This window comes from Erythrobacter colymbi, assembly GCF_002155685.1.
Taxonomy (GTDB): Bacteria; Pseudomonadota; Alphaproteobacteria; order Sphingomonadales; family Sphingomonadaceae; genus Erythrobacter; species Erythrobacter colymbi.
The window spans coordinates 14,744-34,100 of sequence record NZ_MUYK01000011.1; the positions used below are offsets into that span (position 1 = coordinate 14,744).

Annotated in this window: 17 protein-coding genes; 11 read left to right on the forward strand and 6 right to left on the reverse strand. The window is 68.0% G+C overall.

Going from position 1 to position 19,357, the window contains the following annotated elements:
* The first annotated feature begins 79 nt into the window (after nt 1-79).
* The 3 genes from BZF57_RS15870 to BZF57_RS21155 all read left to right on the forward strand — a co-directional run bounded on the left by BZF57_RS15870 (nt 80) and on the right by BZF57_RS21155 (nt 2,791).
* On the forward strand, nt 80-1,813 hold the full coding sequence (locus BZF57_RS15870) for a LysM peptidoglycan-binding domain-containing protein (RefSeq protein WP_162291031.1): 1,734 nt from the start codon (nt 80-82) through the stop codon (nt 1,811-1,813).
* A complete protein-coding gene (locus BZF57_RS15875; RefSeq protein WP_086739816.1) occupies nt 1,803-2,459 on the forward strand; it encodes a hypothetical protein in 657 nt (218 codons plus the stop codon). Before BZF57_RS15870 ends, BZF57_RS15875 begins: the two co-directional genes overlap by 11 nt.
* A 155-nt stretch (nt 2,460-2,614) precedes the next feature.
* A complete protein-coding gene (locus BZF57_RS21155; protein WP_156076267.1) occupies nt 2,615-2,791 on the forward strand; it encodes a hypothetical protein in 177 nt (58 codons plus the stop codon).
* A gap of 19 nt (nt 2,792-2,810) precedes the next feature.
* Here BZF57_RS21155 and BZF57_RS15880 read toward each other — a convergent pair whose 3' ends face one another.
* Nucleotides 2,811-3,908, reverse strand: coding sequence for an aldose epimerase family protein (locus BZF57_RS15880; protein WP_086739818.1), 1,098 nt, complete (start codon nt 3,906-3,908; stop codon nt 2,811-2,813).
* A gap of 133 nt (nt 3,909-4,041) precedes the next feature.
* On the opposite strand from BZF57_RS15880, the gene BZF57_RS15885 reads away from it, so the two are divergent.
* Nucleotides 4,042-4,767, forward strand: coding sequence for a FadR/GntR family transcriptional regulator (locus BZF57_RS15885; protein WP_086739820.1), 726 nt, complete (start codon nt 4,042-4,044; stop codon nt 4,765-4,767).
* 149 nt (nt 4,768-4,916) lie between these two features.
* Complete coding sequence (locus BZF57_RS15890; protein ID WP_086739822.1) at nt 4,917-6,326, forward strand: family 43 glycosylhydrolase; 1,410 nt, start codon at nt 4,917-4,919, stop codon at nt 6,324-6,326.
* Here the strand turns inward: BZF57_RS15890 and BZF57_RS15895 are convergent.
* The 3 genes from BZF57_RS15895 to BZF57_RS15905 are packed head-to-tail and all read right to left on the reverse strand — an operon-like array spanning nt 6,323 to nt 8,385.
* Nucleotides 6,323-7,021 carry a YoaK family protein gene (locus BZF57_RS15895; protein ID WP_086739824.1) on the reverse strand — a complete coding sequence of 233 codons (699 nt, stop codon included), beginning with the start codon at nt 7,019-7,021 and terminating at the stop codon, nt 6,323-6,325. The two genes, BZF57_RS15890 and BZF57_RS15895, sit on opposite strands and share 4 nt — an antisense overlap.
* Nucleotides 7,022-7,067: 46 nt before the next feature.
* Nucleotides 7,068-7,550, reverse strand: a complete 483-nt coding sequence (dps, locus tag BZF57_RS15900) for a DNA starvation/stationary phase protection protein Dps (protein ID WP_086739826.1) — start codon at nt 7,548-7,550, stop codon at nt 7,068-7,070.
* A gap of 4 nt (nt 7,551-7,554) precedes the next feature.
* Nucleotides 7,555-8,385 (reverse strand): alpha/beta fold hydrolase, encoded by an 831-nt coding sequence (locus BZF57_RS15905; protein ID WP_206073286.1) that lies wholly within the window; start codon nt 8,383-8,385, stop codon nt 7,555-7,557.
* 294 nt (nt 8,386-8,679) lie between these two features.
* Here BZF57_RS15905 and BZF57_RS15910 point away from each other — a divergent pair, with 294 nt between their 5' ends.
* The 3 genes from BZF57_RS15910 to BZF57_RS15920 all read left to right on the forward strand — a co-directional run bounded on the left by BZF57_RS15910 (nt 8,680) and on the right by BZF57_RS15920 (nt 14,559).
* Complete coding sequence (locus BZF57_RS15910) at nt 8,680-9,318, forward strand: response regulator (protein WP_086739830.1); 639 nt, start codon at nt 8,680-8,682, stop codon at nt 9,316-9,318.
* Nucleotides 9,308-12,298 carry a sensor histidine kinase gene (locus BZF57_RS15915; protein WP_086739832.1) on the forward strand — a complete coding sequence of 997 codons (2,991 nt, stop codon included), beginning with the start codon at nt 9,308-9,310 and terminating at the stop codon, nt 12,296-12,298. Before BZF57_RS15910 ends, BZF57_RS15915 begins: the two co-directional genes overlap by 11 nt.
* A 74-nt stretch (nt 12,299-12,372) precedes the next feature.
* On the forward strand, nt 12,373-14,559 hold the full coding sequence (locus BZF57_RS15920; RefSeq protein WP_086739834.1) for a putative bifunctional diguanylate cyclase/phosphodiesterase: 2,187 nt from the start codon (nt 12,373-12,375) through the stop codon (nt 14,557-14,559).
* Nucleotides 14,560-14,566: 7 nt separating this feature from the next.
* Here the strand turns inward: BZF57_RS15920 and BZF57_RS15925 are convergent, their stop codons facing one another.
* Both BZF57_RS15925 and BZF57_RS15930 read right to left on the reverse strand, forming a co-directional pair.
* A complete protein-coding gene (locus tag BZF57_RS15925) occupies nt 14,567-15,079 on the reverse strand; it encodes a DUF6702 family protein (RefSeq protein ID WP_086739836.1) in 513 nt (170 codons plus the stop codon).
* Nucleotides 15,079-17,514: a M1 family metallopeptidase gene (locus BZF57_RS15930; RefSeq protein WP_086739838.1), complete on the reverse strand. Its 2,436-nt coding sequence runs from the start codon at nt 17,512-17,514 to the stop codon at nt 15,079-15,081. The genes BZF57_RS15925 and BZF57_RS15930 overlap by 1 nt, the downstream gene beginning before the upstream one ends.
* A 138-nt stretch (nt 17,515-17,652) precedes the next feature.
* Between BZF57_RS15930 and BZF57_RS15935 the strand changes: the two genes are divergently transcribed.
* The 3 genes from BZF57_RS15935 to BZF57_RS15945 are packed head-to-tail and all read left to right on the forward strand — an operon-like array spanning nt 17,653 to nt 19,340.
* The gene (locus BZF57_RS15935; protein WP_086739840.1) at nt 17,653-17,838 is read left to right on the forward strand and encodes a C1orf53 family protein; all 186 of its coding nucleotides are present in this window, start codon (nt 17,653-17,655) and stop codon (nt 17,836-17,838) included.
* 18 nt (nt 17,839-17,856) lie between these two features.
* Nucleotides 17,857-18,969, forward strand: a complete 1,113-nt coding sequence (locus BZF57_RS15940) for an S-(hydroxymethyl)glutathione dehydrogenase/class III alcohol dehydrogenase (protein ID WP_086739842.1) — start codon at nt 17,857-17,859, stop codon at nt 18,967-18,969.
* Complete coding sequence (locus BZF57_RS15945; protein WP_086739844.1) at nt 18,969-19,340, forward strand: cupin domain-containing protein; 372 nt, start codon at nt 18,969-18,971, stop codon at nt 19,338-19,340. Before BZF57_RS15940 ends, BZF57_RS15945 begins: the two co-directional genes overlap by 1 nt.
* Nucleotides 19,341-19,357: the final 17 nt, after the last annotated feature.

The following is a 19,357-nucleotide window of genomic DNA, read 5'->3' on the forward strand; positions in this document are numbered from 1 at the left end:
ATGATTGACTCATTTCGAAGGTGGGATACACTCACGGGCGATTGGGCTTTGGGTGATGTTTGCGAAGGGGGGATTCGCGATGGCCATTTACGAGACCTATGTCGTCAAGCCCGGCGATACGCTGGGCAAGATCGCGGTGCGTTACAATGTCACCGTCGATACGCTGGCAGCGATCAACGGACTGAAGAACCGGAATGCGATCGCGGTCGGGCAGGTGCTCAATGTCCGGCAGATCAGCGAGACCTATTACATCATCCAGCCGGGCGACACGCTCGCGGCGATTGCCAAGCGCTACAACGTGCCGCTCGATGCCTTGCAGAAGGCCAACAAGATCGCCGACGCTTCGAAGATTTCGGCAGGCGCGCGGCTGATCATCCCGACCGCTTCGCCCGGCGCACCCGCCACGCCCGCCTCGCCGGTGCGCGAGCTGGGCTCGCTCTCGAAGCGCTACGAAGTCTCGCGCGACGGGGCGGCGACCGTGTCCAAGGGCAAGGGCGATCACGGCGGGGTGTCCTACGGCAGCTACCAGCTGTCCTCGAAGATGAACCGCCCGGCCGAATTCCTCGCTGCCGAGGGCAAGCCCTGGGCGCCGCAATTCGCAGGGACGGTGCAGGGCACCGATGCCTTTTCGGCCGTGTGGAAAGCCGTCGCCGCGCAGGATCCGGTCGCCTTCGCCGCGGCCCAGCACGACTATATCAAGCGCACGCACTTCGATGTGCAGGTGAAGACCATCAGGACCATCAGCGGGCTCGACGTTGCCACCCGCAGCCGTGCGCTTCAGGACGTGGTGTGGTCGGTCGCGGTGCAACACGGCCCGTCGAGCGATCTGATCGGCGAGGTGGTGAAGAAGCTCCCGCTCCAACCCGATGCGCCCGGCTTCGACAAGGCGCTGATCACCGCGATCTATGGCGAGCGCGGGCGGCGCGATGCGGACGGCTCGCTCAGCCGCTTCCGCAGCAGCAGCAAGGAGTTCCAGGACGGGGTCGCCGCGCGCTTCGTGAACGAGCTGAGGGACGCGCTCAACATGCTCGGCGCGGAACAGACGGTGGCGAAGATCAGCACCCCGCTGGCGACGCCTGCACCGGCTCCGGCGCCCGCTCCGGCACCGGCGCCCGCCGTCGCGCCGCCGGTCGTCGCGCCGCCGCCGCCCGCCGCTCCCGCAAGCGATGCCCGCGCCGCCGTGGGCCGCGCTGCCACCAAGCTTTCGGACGACGATGTCCGCCTGATCGTCGAAAGCTACGGCGATGCCGAGGCGCTTGCCGATTTCCTCGCCAGCAAGAAGGTGCTGATCGGGCTGCGCAAGAGCACCAATATCCGCACCTACCAGAAGGGTGTCTATGACGATCTGCTGCTGCTGGTCGACCGCGCGAGCGACGGTTCGGTCAAGCTGAAGCGCTTCCCGCTCAACACCGAGCCTGCGGGCGAATATGCCTTCTACGGCAACAACCCGAAGAAATACGGCCCCGATCTCAACGCCGACGGCAAGCGCGAGCTGGGGCGGCTGGTGCCGGGCACCTATCACTACAGCCTGCAGGCCGGCACCTTCCTCAACGGCAAGTTCTTCCGCGCGCGCGACGTGCAGACCGCCGAGCGCGACATCAACCAGGATGGCACCTTCGATTTCGAGGATGGTCCGCTGCGGATCGACAAGAACTCGGTCGGGCGCAGCATGCTGTTCCACCGTGGCGGGGCCGAGGGGGTCGCCACCTGGTCCTCGGGCTGCCAGACCGTGCCCAAGACCCAGTATCCGGCCTTCCTCGCCGCGCTGGAGGGGCAGACGCAGTTCAGCTACATCCTCATCAATGCGGATTAGCCGACTCGTCCTTGTCGCCAGCCTAGCCATAACCGGATGCAGCCAGCCCGCGAGCGATAGCGGCGGGGCCGGTGCGCTTGCGGGCGATTCCGTAGCTGAAACGCCCGCACCTGCGCCGTCCGTTGTCGCAAAGGCGCTGCCTGCCGAACAGCCGGGGGAAATCGCTCAGGGCGAGCTGCTCGGCATCTGGCGCGTGACGGGCGTGGTGCCTGATCAGGGCGCGAAATTCGCCGCTGACGACAAGGCGATCATCGGCTCGCTGATCGACATCGCGCCCGAACAATTGCGCTGGAGCTATGCGGCGAGCACCGGCTTCGACAGCGACGACATGTGCTTCGGCCCGGTTGCGGGGATCATCGACGATCCGGCCTATGCGGGCACGGTGCGCGGGCAGATGGCTCCGGCGCTGGCGCGCGCAGGCGAGAGCGTGACGCGCCTCTCGCCGCCGCACCAGTGGCTGTGCGGCGATGGCGGGGACTGGGGCGGGGATGCTGCCTTCCAGCGCCTCGCCGACGACCGGCTGGCGATGCGCTGGACGGGCGGCGTGACGCTGCTCCTCACCCGCCTGCGCAAACTACCCGCCAAGGCGCCCGAGCTGCCACCGACGGGCGCTTACGAGGTGGGCGAGGCCCCGGCGGCACAGTAGCGCCCGCTCCCCACGATGCGACCGGCTGCCCCGCGCGTTCGCCCGTGCGCCGGGGTTGGTAATGCAGGATAGCCGTGCGCGGCGCCCGGTCTGCCACACTGTTCCTGTCCCCGCCGCGACCACGCGAAACGGGGGCGCAGAAAAGGAACCGGACCATGCCCAACGCCCGCAATCGCGAGCCCGCGCCGCTTCAGGATGGGATCAAGGCGGACTACAGCTACAGCCAGTGGCGCCATGCGCAGATGCAGCAGCTCGAGCGCAACTACCGCGCCGTCTGCAACGCCACGCGCCAGATGGTGAGCGGCACCACGCCGGAGCCCGATCCGGCCTGACGTCTCAAGGGGCGGCGCCTCAACCGCCCCGCAGCGCGAAGACCAGCCGGTGGGTGTAGATCTCGCCCGGCTCTAGCCGGATCGAGCCGAACGCCGGCTGGTTGGGCGTATCGGGGAACATCTGCGGCTCCAGCGCGATCCCGTCGCCCATGCGGTAGCATTGCCCGGCCTTGCCGATGCTGCTGCCGTCGAGGAAGTTACCCGAATAGAACTGCACGCCGGGTTCGGTGGAGAGCACCTCCAGCGAGCGGCCTGATGCCGCGTGCTCCAGCCGCGCGACCAGCCGCGGCACAGCGCTACGTTCGCGCGCCACCACCCAGTTGTGGTCATAGCCCGTCCCGATGCGGATCTGCGGATGCGAGGCATCGCGCACCCGCGCGCCGATCACGGTCGGCTCGCGGAAATCGAAGGGCGTGGCGGTGACCTCGGCGAAGGCGCCAGTGGGGATCGCGGTTTCGTCGGTCGGCAGGAAGTGGTCCGCCGGGATCGTCAGCACATGGTCCACCGCCCCGCTCGCCGCGCCCTCGCCCGCGAGATTCCAGTAGGCGTGGTTGGTGAGGTTGACGATGGTCGGCCGGTCGGTTTCGGCGCGGTAGGTGATCGCGAGGTTGCCCGCATCGTCGAGCGCATAGGTCGCGGTTACGCGCAAGGTGCCCGGAAAACCCTCGTCGCCATCGGGGCTGGTGTGGGCGAGCGTGACGGCCGGGTGCGGCGCTGACGACACGCCGGTCACCTCCCACAGCGCCTTGTCGAAGCCCCCCGGCCCGCCGTGGAGCGCGTTGGGGCCGTTGTTGCAGGGCACGTAGTATTCCGTCCCGTCGAGCACGAAACGCCCGCCCGCGATGCGGTTGGCGACGCGGCCGATGCTCGACCCGAGATATTGCGACTGGGCGAGGTAGGCCTCGAGCGTCGCATATCCGAGCGTGACATCCGCCGCGACGCCCTCGCGATCCGGCACGATCACCGATTGCAGCGTCGCCCCGTAGGCGATCACCGTCGTGCTGATCCCGTGCGCATTGGCGAGCGTCACCGCTTCGACCGCGCGGCCATCGGGCATGTGGCCGAAGACCCGGCGGTGGACGCCGGGCGCGGGCTGATCGGGAGGCGTTGTCGTCATCCCCCGCTCATTCGCAAGACATAGGGCAGCGGGCAAGCCCCTCCCCCCGCGCCCCTTGCGCAGTCTGACCAATTGCGCCCGCCCGCTTTATCTGCGAATCGCCGGAAAAGACGAGAAAAGGGGCTTCTCGCAGATGACGAAAATGGAAACCGTGGGCGGGGGTCGCAACCTGACCTACGCGCTGCACGACGCCGTGGGGAAGGCGATCGTCACGGGGCATTACGACCACGTCGCTTTCCCGACGGAGGCGGATCTCGCCCGGCAATATGCGGTCAGCCGCTCGGTCACGCGCGAGGCGGTGAAAATGCTGACCGCGAAGGGCCTGCTGGTGGCCCGCCCACGCAAGGGCACCACGGTGCAGCCCCCGCGCGCGTGGAACCTGTTCGACCCTGACGTGCTGCGCTGGATGCTGGAGCGCAAGTTCTCGCTCGATCTGCTGCGCCAGTTCACCGAATTGCGGATCGCGATCGAGCCGATGGCGGCGAGCATTGCCGCGCGCACGGCCTCGCCCGAGGGGGTGGCAGGGATCGCAGCGGGCTATCAGCGCATGGTCGCGGCCGAAGCGGGGGACGACGATCCGCTCGAGGCCGACATCGCCTTCCACATCGCGATCCTCGCAGCCTCGGCCAATCCCTTCTACGCCCAGTTCCGCGATGTGGTGGTGACCGCGCTGCGCACGTCGATCCGCTTCACCAACCGCTTCAAGGGTCGCACCGCGAGCCTGCCGCAGCACCGCGCTGTGCTGACCGCGATCGAGGCGCACGATCCCGTGGCGGCGCGGACCGCGATGGCGGCGCTGATCGAGGACGTGATGGCACTGATCGCCGAAGCGGAAGCCGAGGCCGAAGCCGCGGGCTGACGCGCCTCCGGCCACCCGTGCCATTGCCCCGCCACGTAGTGTTCCGGAGGGCCGGAAAGCGCTTGCCACGGCCTGCCGCTTATTTATCCTACAAATAAGATTTAACACCAGAGTCTGGCCCCGACGGGAGGCACAGCGAGGGTAGCGCAATGCACAGCACCACAAGCCGCACGATCCCGGCGTTCGAGGTCGAAGCGGTCGCCGAGGGCATTGCGACCCGCTTCACCGTGCGGCTGGGCGACCAGTGCCACACCTATCGTCTCCCCACCGGCCAGCATAACCACTACGCGGTGTTCTTCAGCGAGCTGTCGCGCGATTTCGGCACGCGCTCGCCCGCCGCGCACAAGCCCGTGCCGCTCGACGGGCCGGAGCCCGACTGGCGCCCGCTGATCCTCGACAACCTCTCGCCCCGCACCACCGCGGGCTATGGCGATCCGGCGGTGCTCAAGACCGAGGAGGGCTACTGGCTGGTCGCCACCTCGAACGATGCGCCCGATGCCTTCCCGATCCTGCACTCCCACGATCTCGAAAGCTGGACGCATCACGGCTTCGTCTTCCCCGAGGGCGAGGCGCCCGAATGGACCGCGCATGGCCGTGCCGTGGGCGATTACTGGGCGCCGGAAATGGCCAAGTGCGGGGACGAATACTGGCTGGTCTACACCGCCCGCCAGCGCTCCAACGCGCTCGCCATCGGCCTCGCCAAGGCCCCGCACCCGACAGGGCCGTGGACCGATCTCGGCCACCCGCTGGTGAGCGGCTTTGCGATCAACACCACCAACTATCCCGACGATCCCAGCCAGCCGATGCTGAGCGGCGGGGTGATCGACAGCCACATCTTCATCGACGGCAATGGCGAGCGCTACCTGTTCTGGAAGCGCGACACCAACGGCGTCTGGCCGCGCCCGCTCGCCGGGCTTTTGCGGCGCAATCCGGAGCTGGTCGACCGGCTGTTCACGCAGGAGCCCGACCGGCGCACTGCGCGCTTTGCCGCTGCGGTCCAGCCCTGGGCCAGCACCCGCCGCCCGATGGAGCGCTTCTTCCTGATGCAGCAGTTGATCGAAGCGGTGCTCGACAACTGGGAGCACGTGAAGAACGTCCTCGCCGAAGTGCCCGAGGCCGATTTCATCTATGATGCGATGAGCACCCCGATCTACGGTCAGCGGCTTGACCAGAACGGCGAGCTGATCGGCAGCGACAGGATCGTGCTCACCAACGATCAGGAATGGGAAGGCCACCTGATCGAAGGGCCGTGGGTGACATTGCAGGAGGGACGCTACTGGATGTTCTACGCGGGCAATGATTTCGGCACGCCTGCCTATGGCATCGGGGTCGCCGTCTCCGACCACCCGCTCGGGCCCTACGTGAAGCAGGAAGGGCCGCTGCTGAAATCGGTCAAGACCTGGTGGGCGCCGGGCCACGCCTCGGTCGCGCCGGGGCTGGACGGACAGCCGCAGCTGTTCTTCCACGCCTTCTTCCCCGGCACCGGCGGCTACAACTGCTTCCGCGCACTGCTGACGACGCGGCTGGAATTTTCGCGCGAGAAGGTCACGCTGCCCTAACCGGGGCGTTCGATCTCGGTCATCTGCGGGTGACGCACGAACAGCAGCGTGGCGGCGAGCACGATGCCCCCGGTCGCGAGCAGGGTCACGCCGAGCCCGCAGGCGATCACCAGCGCCGCGCCGGCCGCCGCGCCCGCGAAGATCATCGCCACCGCCGCCAGCCGGTTGCCCTGGTTCGCTCCCTCGCCCCCCGCCATCCGCGAATCCGAGGCGATGCCGGTGATCGTCAGCGTCAGGACGGTGGTGGTGAGATCGGGCACCTTCAACTGGCGCACCACGGCGTTGCGGAACCCCATCGCCCCGGCGGTGAGCGCGATCACGGGGATGAGGCCCCGCCCCGCCAGCATCAACGCGACGCATCCGGCAAGGATCAGCAGCGTGCTCTCGAGCGCGGCGGCGACCACCAGCCAGTGACTGAGCCGCGCGGGCCGCCCGAGCCGCGCCACCCGCCCCGCCACCACCGCGCCCGCAAAGAAGGCGATAAGCGCGACAAGGCACGGCAGCACATGGAACCCCGGCGCGCCGACGCTCGCAAAGGCGAGGAACACGACATTGCCCGTCATGTTGGCGGTGAAGACCCGCTCCATGCCGAGGATGCTGGCCGCATCGACCATCCCCGTAGTCGCGGACAGCAGCAGCAGCAGGCGCACCAGCGGGGCAGGGGTGCGCAGCGGCAGGGTCGGCGCCTTGGTCATGGACACTCCGGCGGGAGGCTCGCCCGCACACGCACGAAGGCTGGCCTCAATGCGCTTGAAGATGCGCTTCGAGCAGCCAGAGCTGCTTGTCAGTCTCGCGCGATATCTGGGTGAAGAGATCGGCGGTGCCGGCATCGCCGAGCGTCTCCGCCTCCCCGATCGCCGCCCGCGCTGCGGTGCCGAAGGCGGCAAGGCTGGCCGAGAGCGCCTTCAGATGCGCCTCGCCCCCGCTCGCCTCCAGCGGGTAGCCGTAGAGCGTGCTCGCCGCCGCGGTGGTGGCGATCCGCCCGTCGGCAATGTGGCCGAGCGTGGTGATGCGCTCGGCCAGAAGGTCCACGAATTCCTCGACCTCGCCATGCACGCGGTCGAAGAGTTCATGGAGCGGGAGAAAGTGCGGGCCCTTGACGTTCCAGTGCGCCTGCTTGGCCTGCGCCTCGAGGTCGAGCGCGTCCGACAACCGCGCTTGCAACAGCGCGCTGGCGTGCTTGCGGACGTGCTCGGACAGGTCGAGGCGGCTGGTGAAGGTCATCGCCTCAGCTCCGGATGAAGGCGAGGATGTCGGCGTTGATCACCTCGGGATGGGTCGAGGCCATGCCATGCGGCAGGCCCGGATAGGTCTTGAGCGTGCCGTTCTTCAGCAGCTTGACCGCAAGCTCGGCCGAATGGGCGATCGGCACGATCTGGTCGTCCTCGCCGTGCTGGATCAGCACGGGGACGGTGATCGCCTTGAGGTCTTCGGTGAAGTCGGTCTCCGAGAAGGCCTTGATGCAGTCGTAATGCGCCTTGGTGCCGCCCATCATGCCCTGCCGCCACCAGTTGTCGATCAACCCCTGGCTGACCTTCGCGCCCGGTCGGTTGAAGCTGTAGAACGGGCCTTCGGGAATATCGCGGAAGAACTGCGCGCGGTTGGCGATGTGCGCGGTGCGGAACCCGTCGAACACCGACATCGGCAGGCCGCCGGGATAGGCGGGGGTATCGAGCATGATCGGCGGCACCGCGCCGATCAGCACCGCCTTGCTCACCCGGCCGGGCCTGGCGCGGGCGACATAGCGCGTCACCTCGCCCCCGCCGGTCGAATGGCCGACATGGACCGCGCCCTTGAGGTCGAGGTGGTCGGTCAGCGCGGCGACATCGGCGGCGTAGGTGTCCATCTCGTTGCCGGTGTCGGTCTGGGTCGAGCGGCCATGCCCGCGCCGGTCATGGGCGATGACGCGGAAGCCTTCCGCAAGGAAGAACAGCATCTGGTTGTCCCAGTCGTCGGCGCTGAGCGGCCAGCCGTGGTGGAAGACGATCGGCTGCGCGTCCTTCGCGCCCCAGTCCTTGTAGAAGATCTCGGTCCCGTCCCGGGTGGTGATGGTAGCCATCCTGCGTTCTCCTGAAGCCGCTTGCGGGGGTGCTGCGGCGGCAAGCGAGGGCAGCGCGGCCAGCGCCGAGGCGGCGCCGGTGGCGGCGATGAAATCGCGGCGGTCGAGGCCTGTTCCGTTGGTGCTCATGCCGCTGCTCTCCTTGCCGCAGCAGGATGGGCCGGACGCGCGCGGGCCGATACACCCGAACGGGGGACGGGGCCGCGCCGCTTTCGGGTGTCTCGAAACCCCCCGAACCCATGTTATGCATGGCAAATCTCCAGAGGGTCGCGCCGCAAGGGGAGCGCCAAACCGATGCCTGCCGCCATGTCCGAAGGCCCGATCCGGGTGCTGATCGTCGACGATCACCCGATCCTGCGCGAGGGTGTGGCGGCGATCCTCGCGCTCCAGAACGACATGGTGATCGCCGGCGAGGCGTCGGACGGGCGTGAGGCGGTGGCGCAATATGCGGCGCTGCGCCCCGATGTGGTGCTGATGGACCTCCAGATGCCGGGCATGGGCGGGCTTGAGGCGACCGAGGCGATCCGCGCCGCCCATCCGGACGCGCGGATCATCGTGCTCACGACCTATGCGGGCGATGCCAAGGCGATGGCGGCGCTGCGGGCGGGGGCGGCAGGGTTCCTGCTCAAGAGCAGCCTGCGCCGCGAGCTGCTCGGCGCGATCCGCGCGGTGCACAAGGGCCAGCGCCACCTCCACGCCGATGTCGCGCAGGACATCGCGCTTCATGCGATCCACGATCCCCTCACCCCGCGCGAGATCGAGGTGCTGCAACTGATCGCGGGCGGCCACCCCAACAAGCAGATCGCATGGAAGCTGGGGGTGGGCGAGGAGACGGTGAAATCGAACATCAAGTCGATCTTCGCCAAGCTTCAGGTGAACGACCGGACGCTGGCCGTGACCACCGCCGCGCGGCGGGGCATCATTGAGCTCTGACACCCGCCTGTCCCGCGCGGTCCGGCTCGCCTGCGGGGCGCTGCTGCTGGCGCTGCTCGCCCCGCTTTCGGGCGCGACGCAGGACGCCGGGGCCGCGCCCGATGCGGCTGTGATGCCGCTCGAGGGCTACAAGCTCCACCACTGGTCGCTGGAGGAAGGCTCGCCCGGGCGGATCAACGCGATCACCCAGACGGCAGACGGCTTCCTGTGGGTGGGCGGGGTCGACGGGCTCCAGCGGTTCGACGGCCTCACCTTCGAGCGCATCGGCCCGAGCCCGACCGAGCCCGGGCGGATCGTCGTCGCCCGCTTGCTCGCCGCGCGTGACGGGACGCTGTGGATCGGCCTTGCGCGGCGCAAGGGGGTGATGGTGTGGAAGGACGGCAAGCTCGCCGACGCGGCCATGCCCAACCCCTCGCGCCAGGTGAACGACATCGCGCAAGGGCCGGACGGCGCGATCTGGGTGAGCCGCGGCGGGCGGAGCACGAAGCCGCTCGCGCGCTGGCACAAGGGCCGCTGGACCGAGTTCGACACCGCCTCGGGCCTCCCCGAAAAGCCGGTCTGGCACCCGTTCTTCGCCAGCGACGGCACCCTGTGGCTCACCACCGAGGACGCGGTCTATCGCAAGGAGCCCGGGCGCGACCGCTTCGTCCCCGCCGGGATCGCCACCGAGCCGCGCGCGACCCTTGCCGAGGGGCCGGACGGAACGATCTGGCTGACCGAGAAGGAACAGACCCGCGCCATCGCCAGGAACGACGCGGTGCTGGCTGACGGCCCCGCCTTCCCCACCCCCTTCGGCATCCGCACCCTGTTCGACCGCCACGGCGACCTGTGGATCGCGACATGGAGCGACGGGGTGCTGCGCATCGCCGATCCTGCCAGCCCGCGCCGCGCCGAGGCGCATCTCACCCGGCGCAACGGGCTGCTCTCCGATCCGGTGCGCGCGGTGTTCGAGGACCGCGAGGGCAATGTCTGGATCGGCGGCGAGATGGGCCTCAACATGGCGCGCCGCGTGCCGGTGCGGCCTGCACGCGGGGTGCCCTCGGACCCCGCGACCAACCACATGCTCGCCGCCGACCGCGCGGGCACGGTGTTCGTCGCCAACGACAAGACGGTCTTCGCCATTGCCCCCGGCACCGACCCGCAGCCCGCCTTTGCCTCGCCGATCCTGATCGAGGCGATCTGCCGCCCGGCCAAGGGCGACGGCATCTGGATCGTGCTGCGCGGGCAGGCACTGCGCTTTAACGGCGGACGGATCACACAGCGCTTCCCGCTTCCCGACAGTTTCGCCGCCAATTCCTGCGGCGAGGACGCGGCGGGGCGCCTGTGGCTGCCCGCGCTTCAGAAGGGGCTGTTCGTGCTCGAAGCCGGCTCGGCCCGCGCGTGGCCGGGGGTCGAGGGCAAGACCCACATTCCCGGCAATGTCGCGATCATGGCCGATGGCCGCGCCGCGGTGCATTTCCGGGGCGGGGCGCCCGCCGCCGACAAGGCCTTCGTCGCACTGTCGGACGATGGCGTATCGAGCGACGGGGTCGAGGGCCTGCTGCCCGGTGCGCGCACGCTCTACACCAGCGGCGCGGCGGGGCTGGCGGCCCCGCTCCTCCCCGGCAGTCCGGCGCTCCCCTCCAACCGCTACCCCTGGGCAAGTTCGATCAACGGGCTCGTCCAGACCCCGGCAGGCGAGACCTGGACCATCGGCGATGTCGGCGTGGTGCGGATGCGGACCGCCGATCTCGACCGCGCCTTCGCCAAACCCGGGGCGGACATCCCCTACCAGCTGTTCGACTTCCGCGACGGCCTCACCAGCTTCGCGCAGAAATCCTCGGGCACGCAGATCGTGGCGGGGAAGGACGGGCGCATCTGGTTCGCCACGCGCGATACGGTGGAGGGGATCGACCCTGCCACCCTCACGCGTGACACCCGCCCGCCCGACCAGATGATCCGCGCCCTAGCTTTCGGCCAGCGCACCATCCCCGCCACCCCCGGCGCGGCCCTGCCCGCCCATGTCACCGCGCTCACCATCGAATACACCGCCACCAGCCTCGCCAAGCCCGACCGGGTGCGCTTCCGCTACCGCCTGATCGGGCAGAGCGATGTCTGGACCGAGGCCGAGGGCCGCCGCAGCGCCAGCTTCTCGGGCCTCGGGCCGGGCGCCTACCGCTTCGAACTGGTCGCCGCCAATCCCGACGGGGTGTGGAGCACGAAACCCGCCGTGCTCGATTTCACCATCGCCCATGCCTTCTGGCAGACATGGTGGTTCCGCGTGCTGGCGGTGTTCGCGGTCGCAGGCGTGCTCTACCTCGTCTACACCATCCGCCTCCAGCAGATGAGCAGCCGGATGCGGGTGCGGATGCTGGTGCGCACCGGCGAGCGCGAGCGGATCGCGCGCGAACTCCACGACACCATGATCCAGGGCGTGCAGGGCCTGATCCTGCGCTTCCAGGCGGTGGCCGACCGTTTCGCGGACGACGCCGAGGTGCAGGCGATCCTCCAGCCCGCGCTCGAACGCGCCGAGGAGGTGCTGGTCGAGGGGCGCGAGCGGGTCACCGGCCTGCGCACGCCGCGCACGCGCGATTTCTGCGAGGAGCTGGCGCGCTTGACCGGCAACGACATGTTCCCGCAGGACCGCATCGTCCCGATCCAGCTGACCGGCACGCCGCGCGCGGTCGCGCCCGCGATCATCGACGATCTCCTCGCGGTGCTGGGCGAGGCGCTGGGCAATGCCGCGCGCCATTCGCAGGCCAGCCGGATCGAGGTGGGGGTACGCTTCGGCCGCTGGAGCTTCACCGCCCATGTCCGCGACAACGGGATCGGCATGCACGAATCGGTCCTGTCCGAAGGCGCCGCGCCGGGCCATTTCGGCCTTGTCGGCATGAAGGAGCGGATCGAGGCGATCGGCGGGCGCTTCACGGTCGAGAGCGCCAGCGGTTTCGGCACCGAGATCGAACTGCGCCTGCCTGCCAGAATCGCCTATGCGCGCTGATTTGCGACGAACTGCGGGACTACGCGGGATTCACCCTACGCTTTGTTAAGGGCTGACGGCGCAAGGGCTGGATTGTGACGGAATCGCCGCGCCTTGATGCCATCCGCAGTCTCGGGCTGGACGCCGTGCCGGACCGCGATCTGTTCTCGCGCATCACCGTGCTCGCCAGCACCATGCTGGGCTGCCCCATCGCCCTGCTGTCCGTGGTCGAGGAAGACCGTCAGTGGTTTCTCGGCCGCACCGGCACCGATCTGCTCGAAACCCCGATCGAGGATTCGTTCTGCGCGGTCTGCGTGCTGGAAGAAGCGCCGCTGTTGATCCCCGACGCGCGGCTGGACCCGCGTCTTGCCGACAATGATCTGGTCACCGGCGCGCCCTTCATCCGTTCCTATATCGGCGTGCCGGTGCATGGCGATGGCGGCGTGCTGCTGGGCGCGCTGTGCGGGATTTCGCCCGAACCCGATGCCTTCCGCCCCGAACAGATCGCCCCGCTGGCGATGCTGGCCGAGCTGGCCGAACAGAGCATCGCGCTCCACGGCCGCACCCGCGCGCTGAGCAACGCCAACGCGGCGCTGAGGCAATCGAGCCAGATTTTCCGCCAGGCCGAACGCGCGGTCAATGTCGGCAGCTGGTGGGTCGATCTGGCCACCCGCAAGCTGCACTGGTCCGATCAGGTCTATGACATCACCGGATTGGAATCCGGCCAGTCGATCAACGTCCACGACGTGGTGCAGCTCTACCAGCCCGAGGACCGCGCGATGGTCCGCAAGGCAATGGATGACACTATCGAGGACGGCAAGCCGTTCATGTTCGAGACCACCATCCGCCGCCGCGACGGCGAGCGCCGCCGCATCCGCGTGGTGGGGGAACGGATCGAGGGGGAAGGCAAGCCGGATTCGGTCGCCGGGATCATTCTCGATTGCACCGAAGAGCATCTGCGCAACGTCGCCCTGAAGCGCGCGGCCGAGCGTGACCGGCTGACCGGGCTCTACAACCGCGCAAGCTTCGACCGCCGGCTGGCCGAAGCGATGCAGCACGCCGAAACCGAGCCGGTCACGATCGCGCTGCTCGATCTCGACGGGTTCAAGGACGTCAACGACACGCTCGGCCACCTCGTCGGCGACCGTGTGCTGGAGACCATCGCCGAGCAGCTGCGCATCCGCATCGCGCCGGGCGTGTTCCTCGCACGCTGGGGCGGTGACGAATTCGCCCTGCTGTTCCCGCCGCGCATGGCGTTGGGCGATGTGACGCGCTTTCTGGAAGAGCTGCTGGCCGAACTGGGCGAGATGCCGCCGTTGGGCGCCTCGCTCCTGCGCATCGGCGCGACCTGCGGGGTGGCGCGGATGGACAGTGCCGGCAGCAGCGAGGAAATCATGCGCCGCGCCGACCTTGCGCTCTATCGCGGCAAGGAACAGGGGCGCGGGGCGGTGGTGTGCTGGGACCGCCAGATCGAAGCGCGCCAGAGCGAGCGCCAGCAGGCGGTGGCGCGGCTGCGCAGCGCGCTCAATGGCGGGCGCGCGATTGCGGCCTACCAGCCGATCGTCGAACTGCCCACGGGCCGCGTCGTTTCGGTGGAGGCCCTGCTGCGCATCCAGAACGAGGACGGCACCCTGCTCGCCGCGAGCGAGGTGTTCTCTGCCCTGCTCGATCCCGAACTCTCGCGCCGGGTCAGCCGGGTGATGCTCGATCACGTGGTGGCCGATGGCCCCGCGATCCTCGCGCTGTTCGGGCCGGAGACGCGGATCGGCCTCAACCTTTCGGATGCAGACCTCAGGCGCGGCGACTTCGTCCAGCACATGATCGACGTGATCGACGACAGCGCGCTCGGCCCGCAGAACATCACCATCGAGGTGACCGAGACCATGCTGCTCGACGCGAGCGGCAACCTGCGCGCTTCGCTGGCGATGCTCGACCAGTGCGGCTTCACCGTCTGCCTCGACGATTTCGGGACGGGGTTCTCATCGCTCACCCACCTGCGCGCCTTCCCGATCCACAAGGTCAAGATCGACCGCGACTTCATCGCCGCCATCGGCGAGGACCATCAGGCGCGGCTGATCATCCAGGCGATCGTGCAGATGGGCCATTCGCTCGGCCTGCGCGTGGTGGTGGAGGGCGTCGAGACCGAGGAGCAGGAGACCTTCCTGCGCGCCATCGGCACCCGCCATGTGCAGGGTTACCGCTATGGCCGCCCGGCGCTGCTGGCGGACTTGCAGGCGCGCTTTGCCGGGACGGGCGAGGAGCCGGAGCGCCGCCGGGCCTAGGCCGCGCCTAGCGCGTCAGCGGCGCATCGGCCGGCGCATCGCCGGCGTGGAAGATGAAAGTGTTCACCTGCGTCCCGCCGCCGATGTTGACGCGGTTTTCCTGCCGCGCCCAGACGTCGGTCAGGATCTGCGAGTTGAACCGCAGGGCCGCACCCGCACCCTCGGCCGGAGCGGGGACCTCCTGATAGACCCACAGGCTGCCGCCGGTGATCTCGCTGCCGACATAGGCGGGGGTGACCGTCGTGCCGTCCACCTCGAGCAGGAAGCGGCGGGTGACATAGGCGGCAAAGGCCTCGCGGCTCTTCGGGTCGCCGATGATGTCGGGGTTCACCGTTCCCTGCGCGGTCAGCGCGTGCTCGGCATCGTGGACCGGCACCTGGTGCACGATCTCGATCATCCCCGAGCGCGGGTTGAGCGAGATGGTGCTGATCGCGATCTTCTGCTGGTGCGCGGCCGCAATGCCGGCCCCGGCAAGCGGGGCCAGCACCAGCGCGAGCCACACCAGCAGGCGGCGCAGCATCACTTCTTCTTCTTGTCCGGCTCGGCCCCGGCGGCCTCGCCCATCAGGTCGCGGCTGACGCGCGACTTGCTGGCTTCGTCCTTGAAGGCCTCGACGCGGCTCGGGATGATGCGGCGCGGGTAGTGGTTGTTCTCGATGTCGGCATCGCCGGTCTCCCATTCGGGATCGACCACGACCTGCACCAGCTCCTTGCCCTTGGGATAGACCAGCAGCTTGGCGACCTCGCGCGAATTGCGGCGCCAGATCTCGGCGGGGATCGAGAGCTTCTCTTTCGAGCCGTCCTTGAAGGTCAGGCCGAGGATGATCGGCATCACCAGCCCGCCCTTGTTGCTGAAGTTGAGGACGTAGTAGTTCGCGTCCTCCTTCACTGCCCGGTCGAACGCCGCACGCTCCCACGGCACGAGGCCGTCGAGGAAGTCCTTGTAGCCCTTGGCATCCTTGGGCGTGGCGGTGAATTCGTCGTTCTTGTCGTAGAAGTCGGTGACGCCCGGGTTCTCCATCACCCAGATCGGCAGGCCCTGCTCCTGGTTGAGGCGCACGCCGACCAGACCCGGCTCTTCGGCCTTTTCGGCGCGGCGGCGCGGCAGGTCGATGTCGGGGTTCTTGCTGTCCATCTTCAGGCGGTAGATCGAATCGAGGCTGATATCGACGTGATCGGTGGTGTAGAACCACCCGCGCCAGAACCAGTCGAGGTCGGTGCCGCTGGCCTCTTCCATGGTGCGGAAGAAGTCCGCCGGCGTCGGGCGCTTGAACTTCCAGCGGCGGGCATATTCCTTGAGCGCGAAGTCGAACCGCTCGCGCCCGATGATCGTGTCGCGCAGCAGGTGCAGCGCGGCCGAGGGCTTGCCGTAGGCGTTGGAGCCGAGGTCGGTGACCGAATCCGACTGCGTCATGATCGGCTGCTGGTTGTTCGACACCATGTAAGGCACCAGATCGCGCGGCACGGAGCGGGTCCAGGGCATGTTCGGGTCCCACTCGTAACCCGCCACGGAATCGAGGAAGGAGTTCAGCCCCTCGTCCATCCAGGTCCACTGGCGCTCGTCCGAGTTCACCGTCATCGGGAAGTAGATGTGCCCGATCTCGTGGATCACCACGCCGACGAGGAACATCTTCTCGGCCAGCGAATAGGTGCGGCTGCCATCCTTGTTGAGGGTGGTGCGCGGGCCGTTGAAGGTGATCATCGGGTATTCCATCCCGCCGACCGGCCCGTTGACGGACTGGGCGGTGGGATAGGGATAATCGAAGCTGAAGCGCGAATAGACCTTCAGCGTGTGGACCACGGCGGCGGTGGAATACTTCTTCCACAGATCGCCGCCTTCCTTGGGCCAGAAGCTCATGGCGAGCACGGTCTCGTTCTCGGCGCCCGGCTGCTTCACGCCTTGCGCGTCCCACATGAACTTGCGGCTCGAGGCCCATGCGAAATCGCGCACGTTCTTCGCGGCGAACTTCCAGGTCTTGGAGCCCTTGGGATTGCCCGCCTCGGCAGCGGCGGCTTCCTGCGGGGTGACGACGAACACCGGCGCGGCGGCGCTCTTCGCGCTTTCGAGGCGCTGGCGCTGCGCGGCGGTCAGCACCGCATCGGGGTTCTGGATCGTGCCGGTCGCGGCGACGATGTGATCGCTCGGCACGGTCAGGTCGACCTCGTAATCGCCGAATTCGAGCGTGAATTCGCCGCGGCCGAGGAACTCCTTGTTGTGCCAGCCTTCGTAGTCCGAATAGACCACCATGCGCGGGAACCACTGAGCGAGCAGGAAGATGTCGTTGCCGCCCTTGCGCGGATCATCGGGGAAGTGCTCGTAGCCCGAACGCGCGTTGATCGCGTCTTCCTCGACGATGTTGAAGGCCCATTCGATCACGAATTCGGTGGTCTGTCCGGGCGCGAGCGGCTCGGGCAGGTCGATCCGCATCAGCGTGCCGACGATGGTGTGCGGCAGCGCCGCGCCCGCCAGCGTCGAGACCGCACTGATATCGTAGCCATATTCGTTGTCGGCCATCGCCTGCTGGCGGCGCAGCTCTTCCATCGACAGCTTGGTCGGCTCGCTGCCCGATCCCAGCGTCACCTTCGGCCCGCGCCGGCCAGGGCCGCCGAAAGCGTCGGTCAGCTCCGCCATCGAGTTCTTCTTGAAGATGTTCTGGTCGAGCTGCATCCACAGCCACGGCAGGGCATCGGGCGAGTTGTTGGTGTAACGCACCGTGGCGCGCGCAGTCAGGCGGCGCTTGGTCTCGTCGAGCGTCGCGGTGATCTTGTAGTCGACCTTCTGCTGCCAGTATTCGTGCCCCGGCGCGCCGCTCGCGTTGCGATAGGTGTTGGGATCGGGCAGCACTTCATCGAGCTGGCGGAACTTGTCCTGATAATCGCCCTTGGTCTGTTGAATGCCCTGCGCAGCGGCGGGGGCGGCGATGAACAGGGCGGCGACAAACAGCAGCAAACGCACGGGGGATCTCTCCGGTTCGGAAGGCAGGCGGCGGAGAGAGCGCAAAAGCGGGATGCGCGCAAGCGGGTATGATGCGCAGAGACGCAATTTCATGTCGCGCATGGCATTGCGGACACTTTGCCCCTATCGGATGCGCCCATGACGCAGCCAGAATGGTACGCCCTGCACGAAGCCGCCTGCGCGCGCGGGGAGAGCACCTATCGCGATCCCGCGACCGGCTACACCGTGTTTACGCGCCTCGCTCACCTCGCGCGCGGCAAGTGCTGCGGCTCTGCCTGTCGCCATTGCCCTTACGACCATGAAGCCGTACCGCGCTCACGCTGATTCACCGGAGACCGCCACATGAAGACCCGCGCCGCCGTTGCCTTTGCCGCCAAGCAGCCGCTCGAAATCGTCGAGCTCGATCTCGAAGGCCCCAAGGCGGGCGAAGTGCTGGTCGAGATCATGGCGACGGGCATCTGCCATACGGACGCCTATACCCTCGACGGGTTCGACAGCGAGGGCATCTTCCCCAGCGTGCTGGGCCACGAAGGCGCAGGCATCGTGCGCGAGGTCGGCGCGGGCGTCACATCCGTGAAGCCGGGCGATCATGTGATCCCGCTCTACACCCCGGAATGCCGCCAGTGTAAATCGTGCCTCAGCGGCAAGACCAACCTGTGCACCGCGATCCGCGCGACGCAGGGCAAGGGGCTGATGCCCGACGGCACCACGCGCTTTTCCTACAAGGGCCAGCCGATCTACCACTACATGGGCTGCTCGACCTTCTCGAACTTCACCGTCCTGCCCGAAATCGCGGTGGCGAAAATCCGCGAGGACGCGCCCTTCCAGAGCGCCTGCTACATCGGCTGCGGCGTCACCACCGGGGTCGGCGCGGTGACCAACACCGCCAAGGTGCAGGTCGGCGACAATGTCGTGGTGTTCGGCCTCGGCGGGATCGGCCTCAACGTCATCCAGGGCGCGCGTCTGGCGGGGGCGAACCTGATCGTGGGCGTCGATATCAACCCCGCGCGCGAGGAATGGGGCAAGCGCTTCGGCATGACCCACTTCCTCAACTCCAAGGGCATGAGCCGTGAGGAAATCGTCGCCAAGGTGGTGGAGATGACCGATGGCGGCGCGGACTACACCTTCGATGCCACCGGCAACACCGAAGTGATGCGCACCGCGCTCGAAGCCTGCCACCGCGGCTGGGGCACCTCGGTGATCATCGGGGTCGCCGAAGCGGGCAAGGAAATCGCCACCCGCCCGTTCCAGCTCGTCACGGGCCGCAACTGGCGCGGCACGGCGTTCGGCGGGGCCAAGGGCCGCACCGACGTTCCCAAGATCGTCGACATGTACATGACCGGCAAGATCGAGATCGACCCGATGATCACCCACGTCATGGGCCTCGAAGAGATCAACACCGCCTTCGACCTGATGCACGAAGGCAAGTCGATCCGCAGCGTGGTGGTGTTCTGATGGCGGTGGGCCAGACCCCGGCGAAGGTCAACCTCGCCGAGAAACTCGCCCTCTTTTCAGACCATTGGGCGCCGCGCATCGCGGGACGCTACAACGGCAACGAGATCCGGCTGGTCAAGGCCTCGGGCGATTTCCGCTGGCATTCTCACCCCGAGACCGACGAGTTGTTCCTCGTTATCGAAGGCACGCTTCACATGGAGTTCCGTGACCGCACCGAGGTGCTGGGCCCGGGCGAGATGATCATCGTTCCGGCCGGCACCGAACACTTTCCGCGCGTGCCCGAGGGCGAGGTCAAACTGCTGCTGATCGACCCGGCCGACACGCCCAATACCGGCGATCCGGCCACCGCCTTCAAACCTCTGAATATTTGACAAAATCTCCCTTCCTG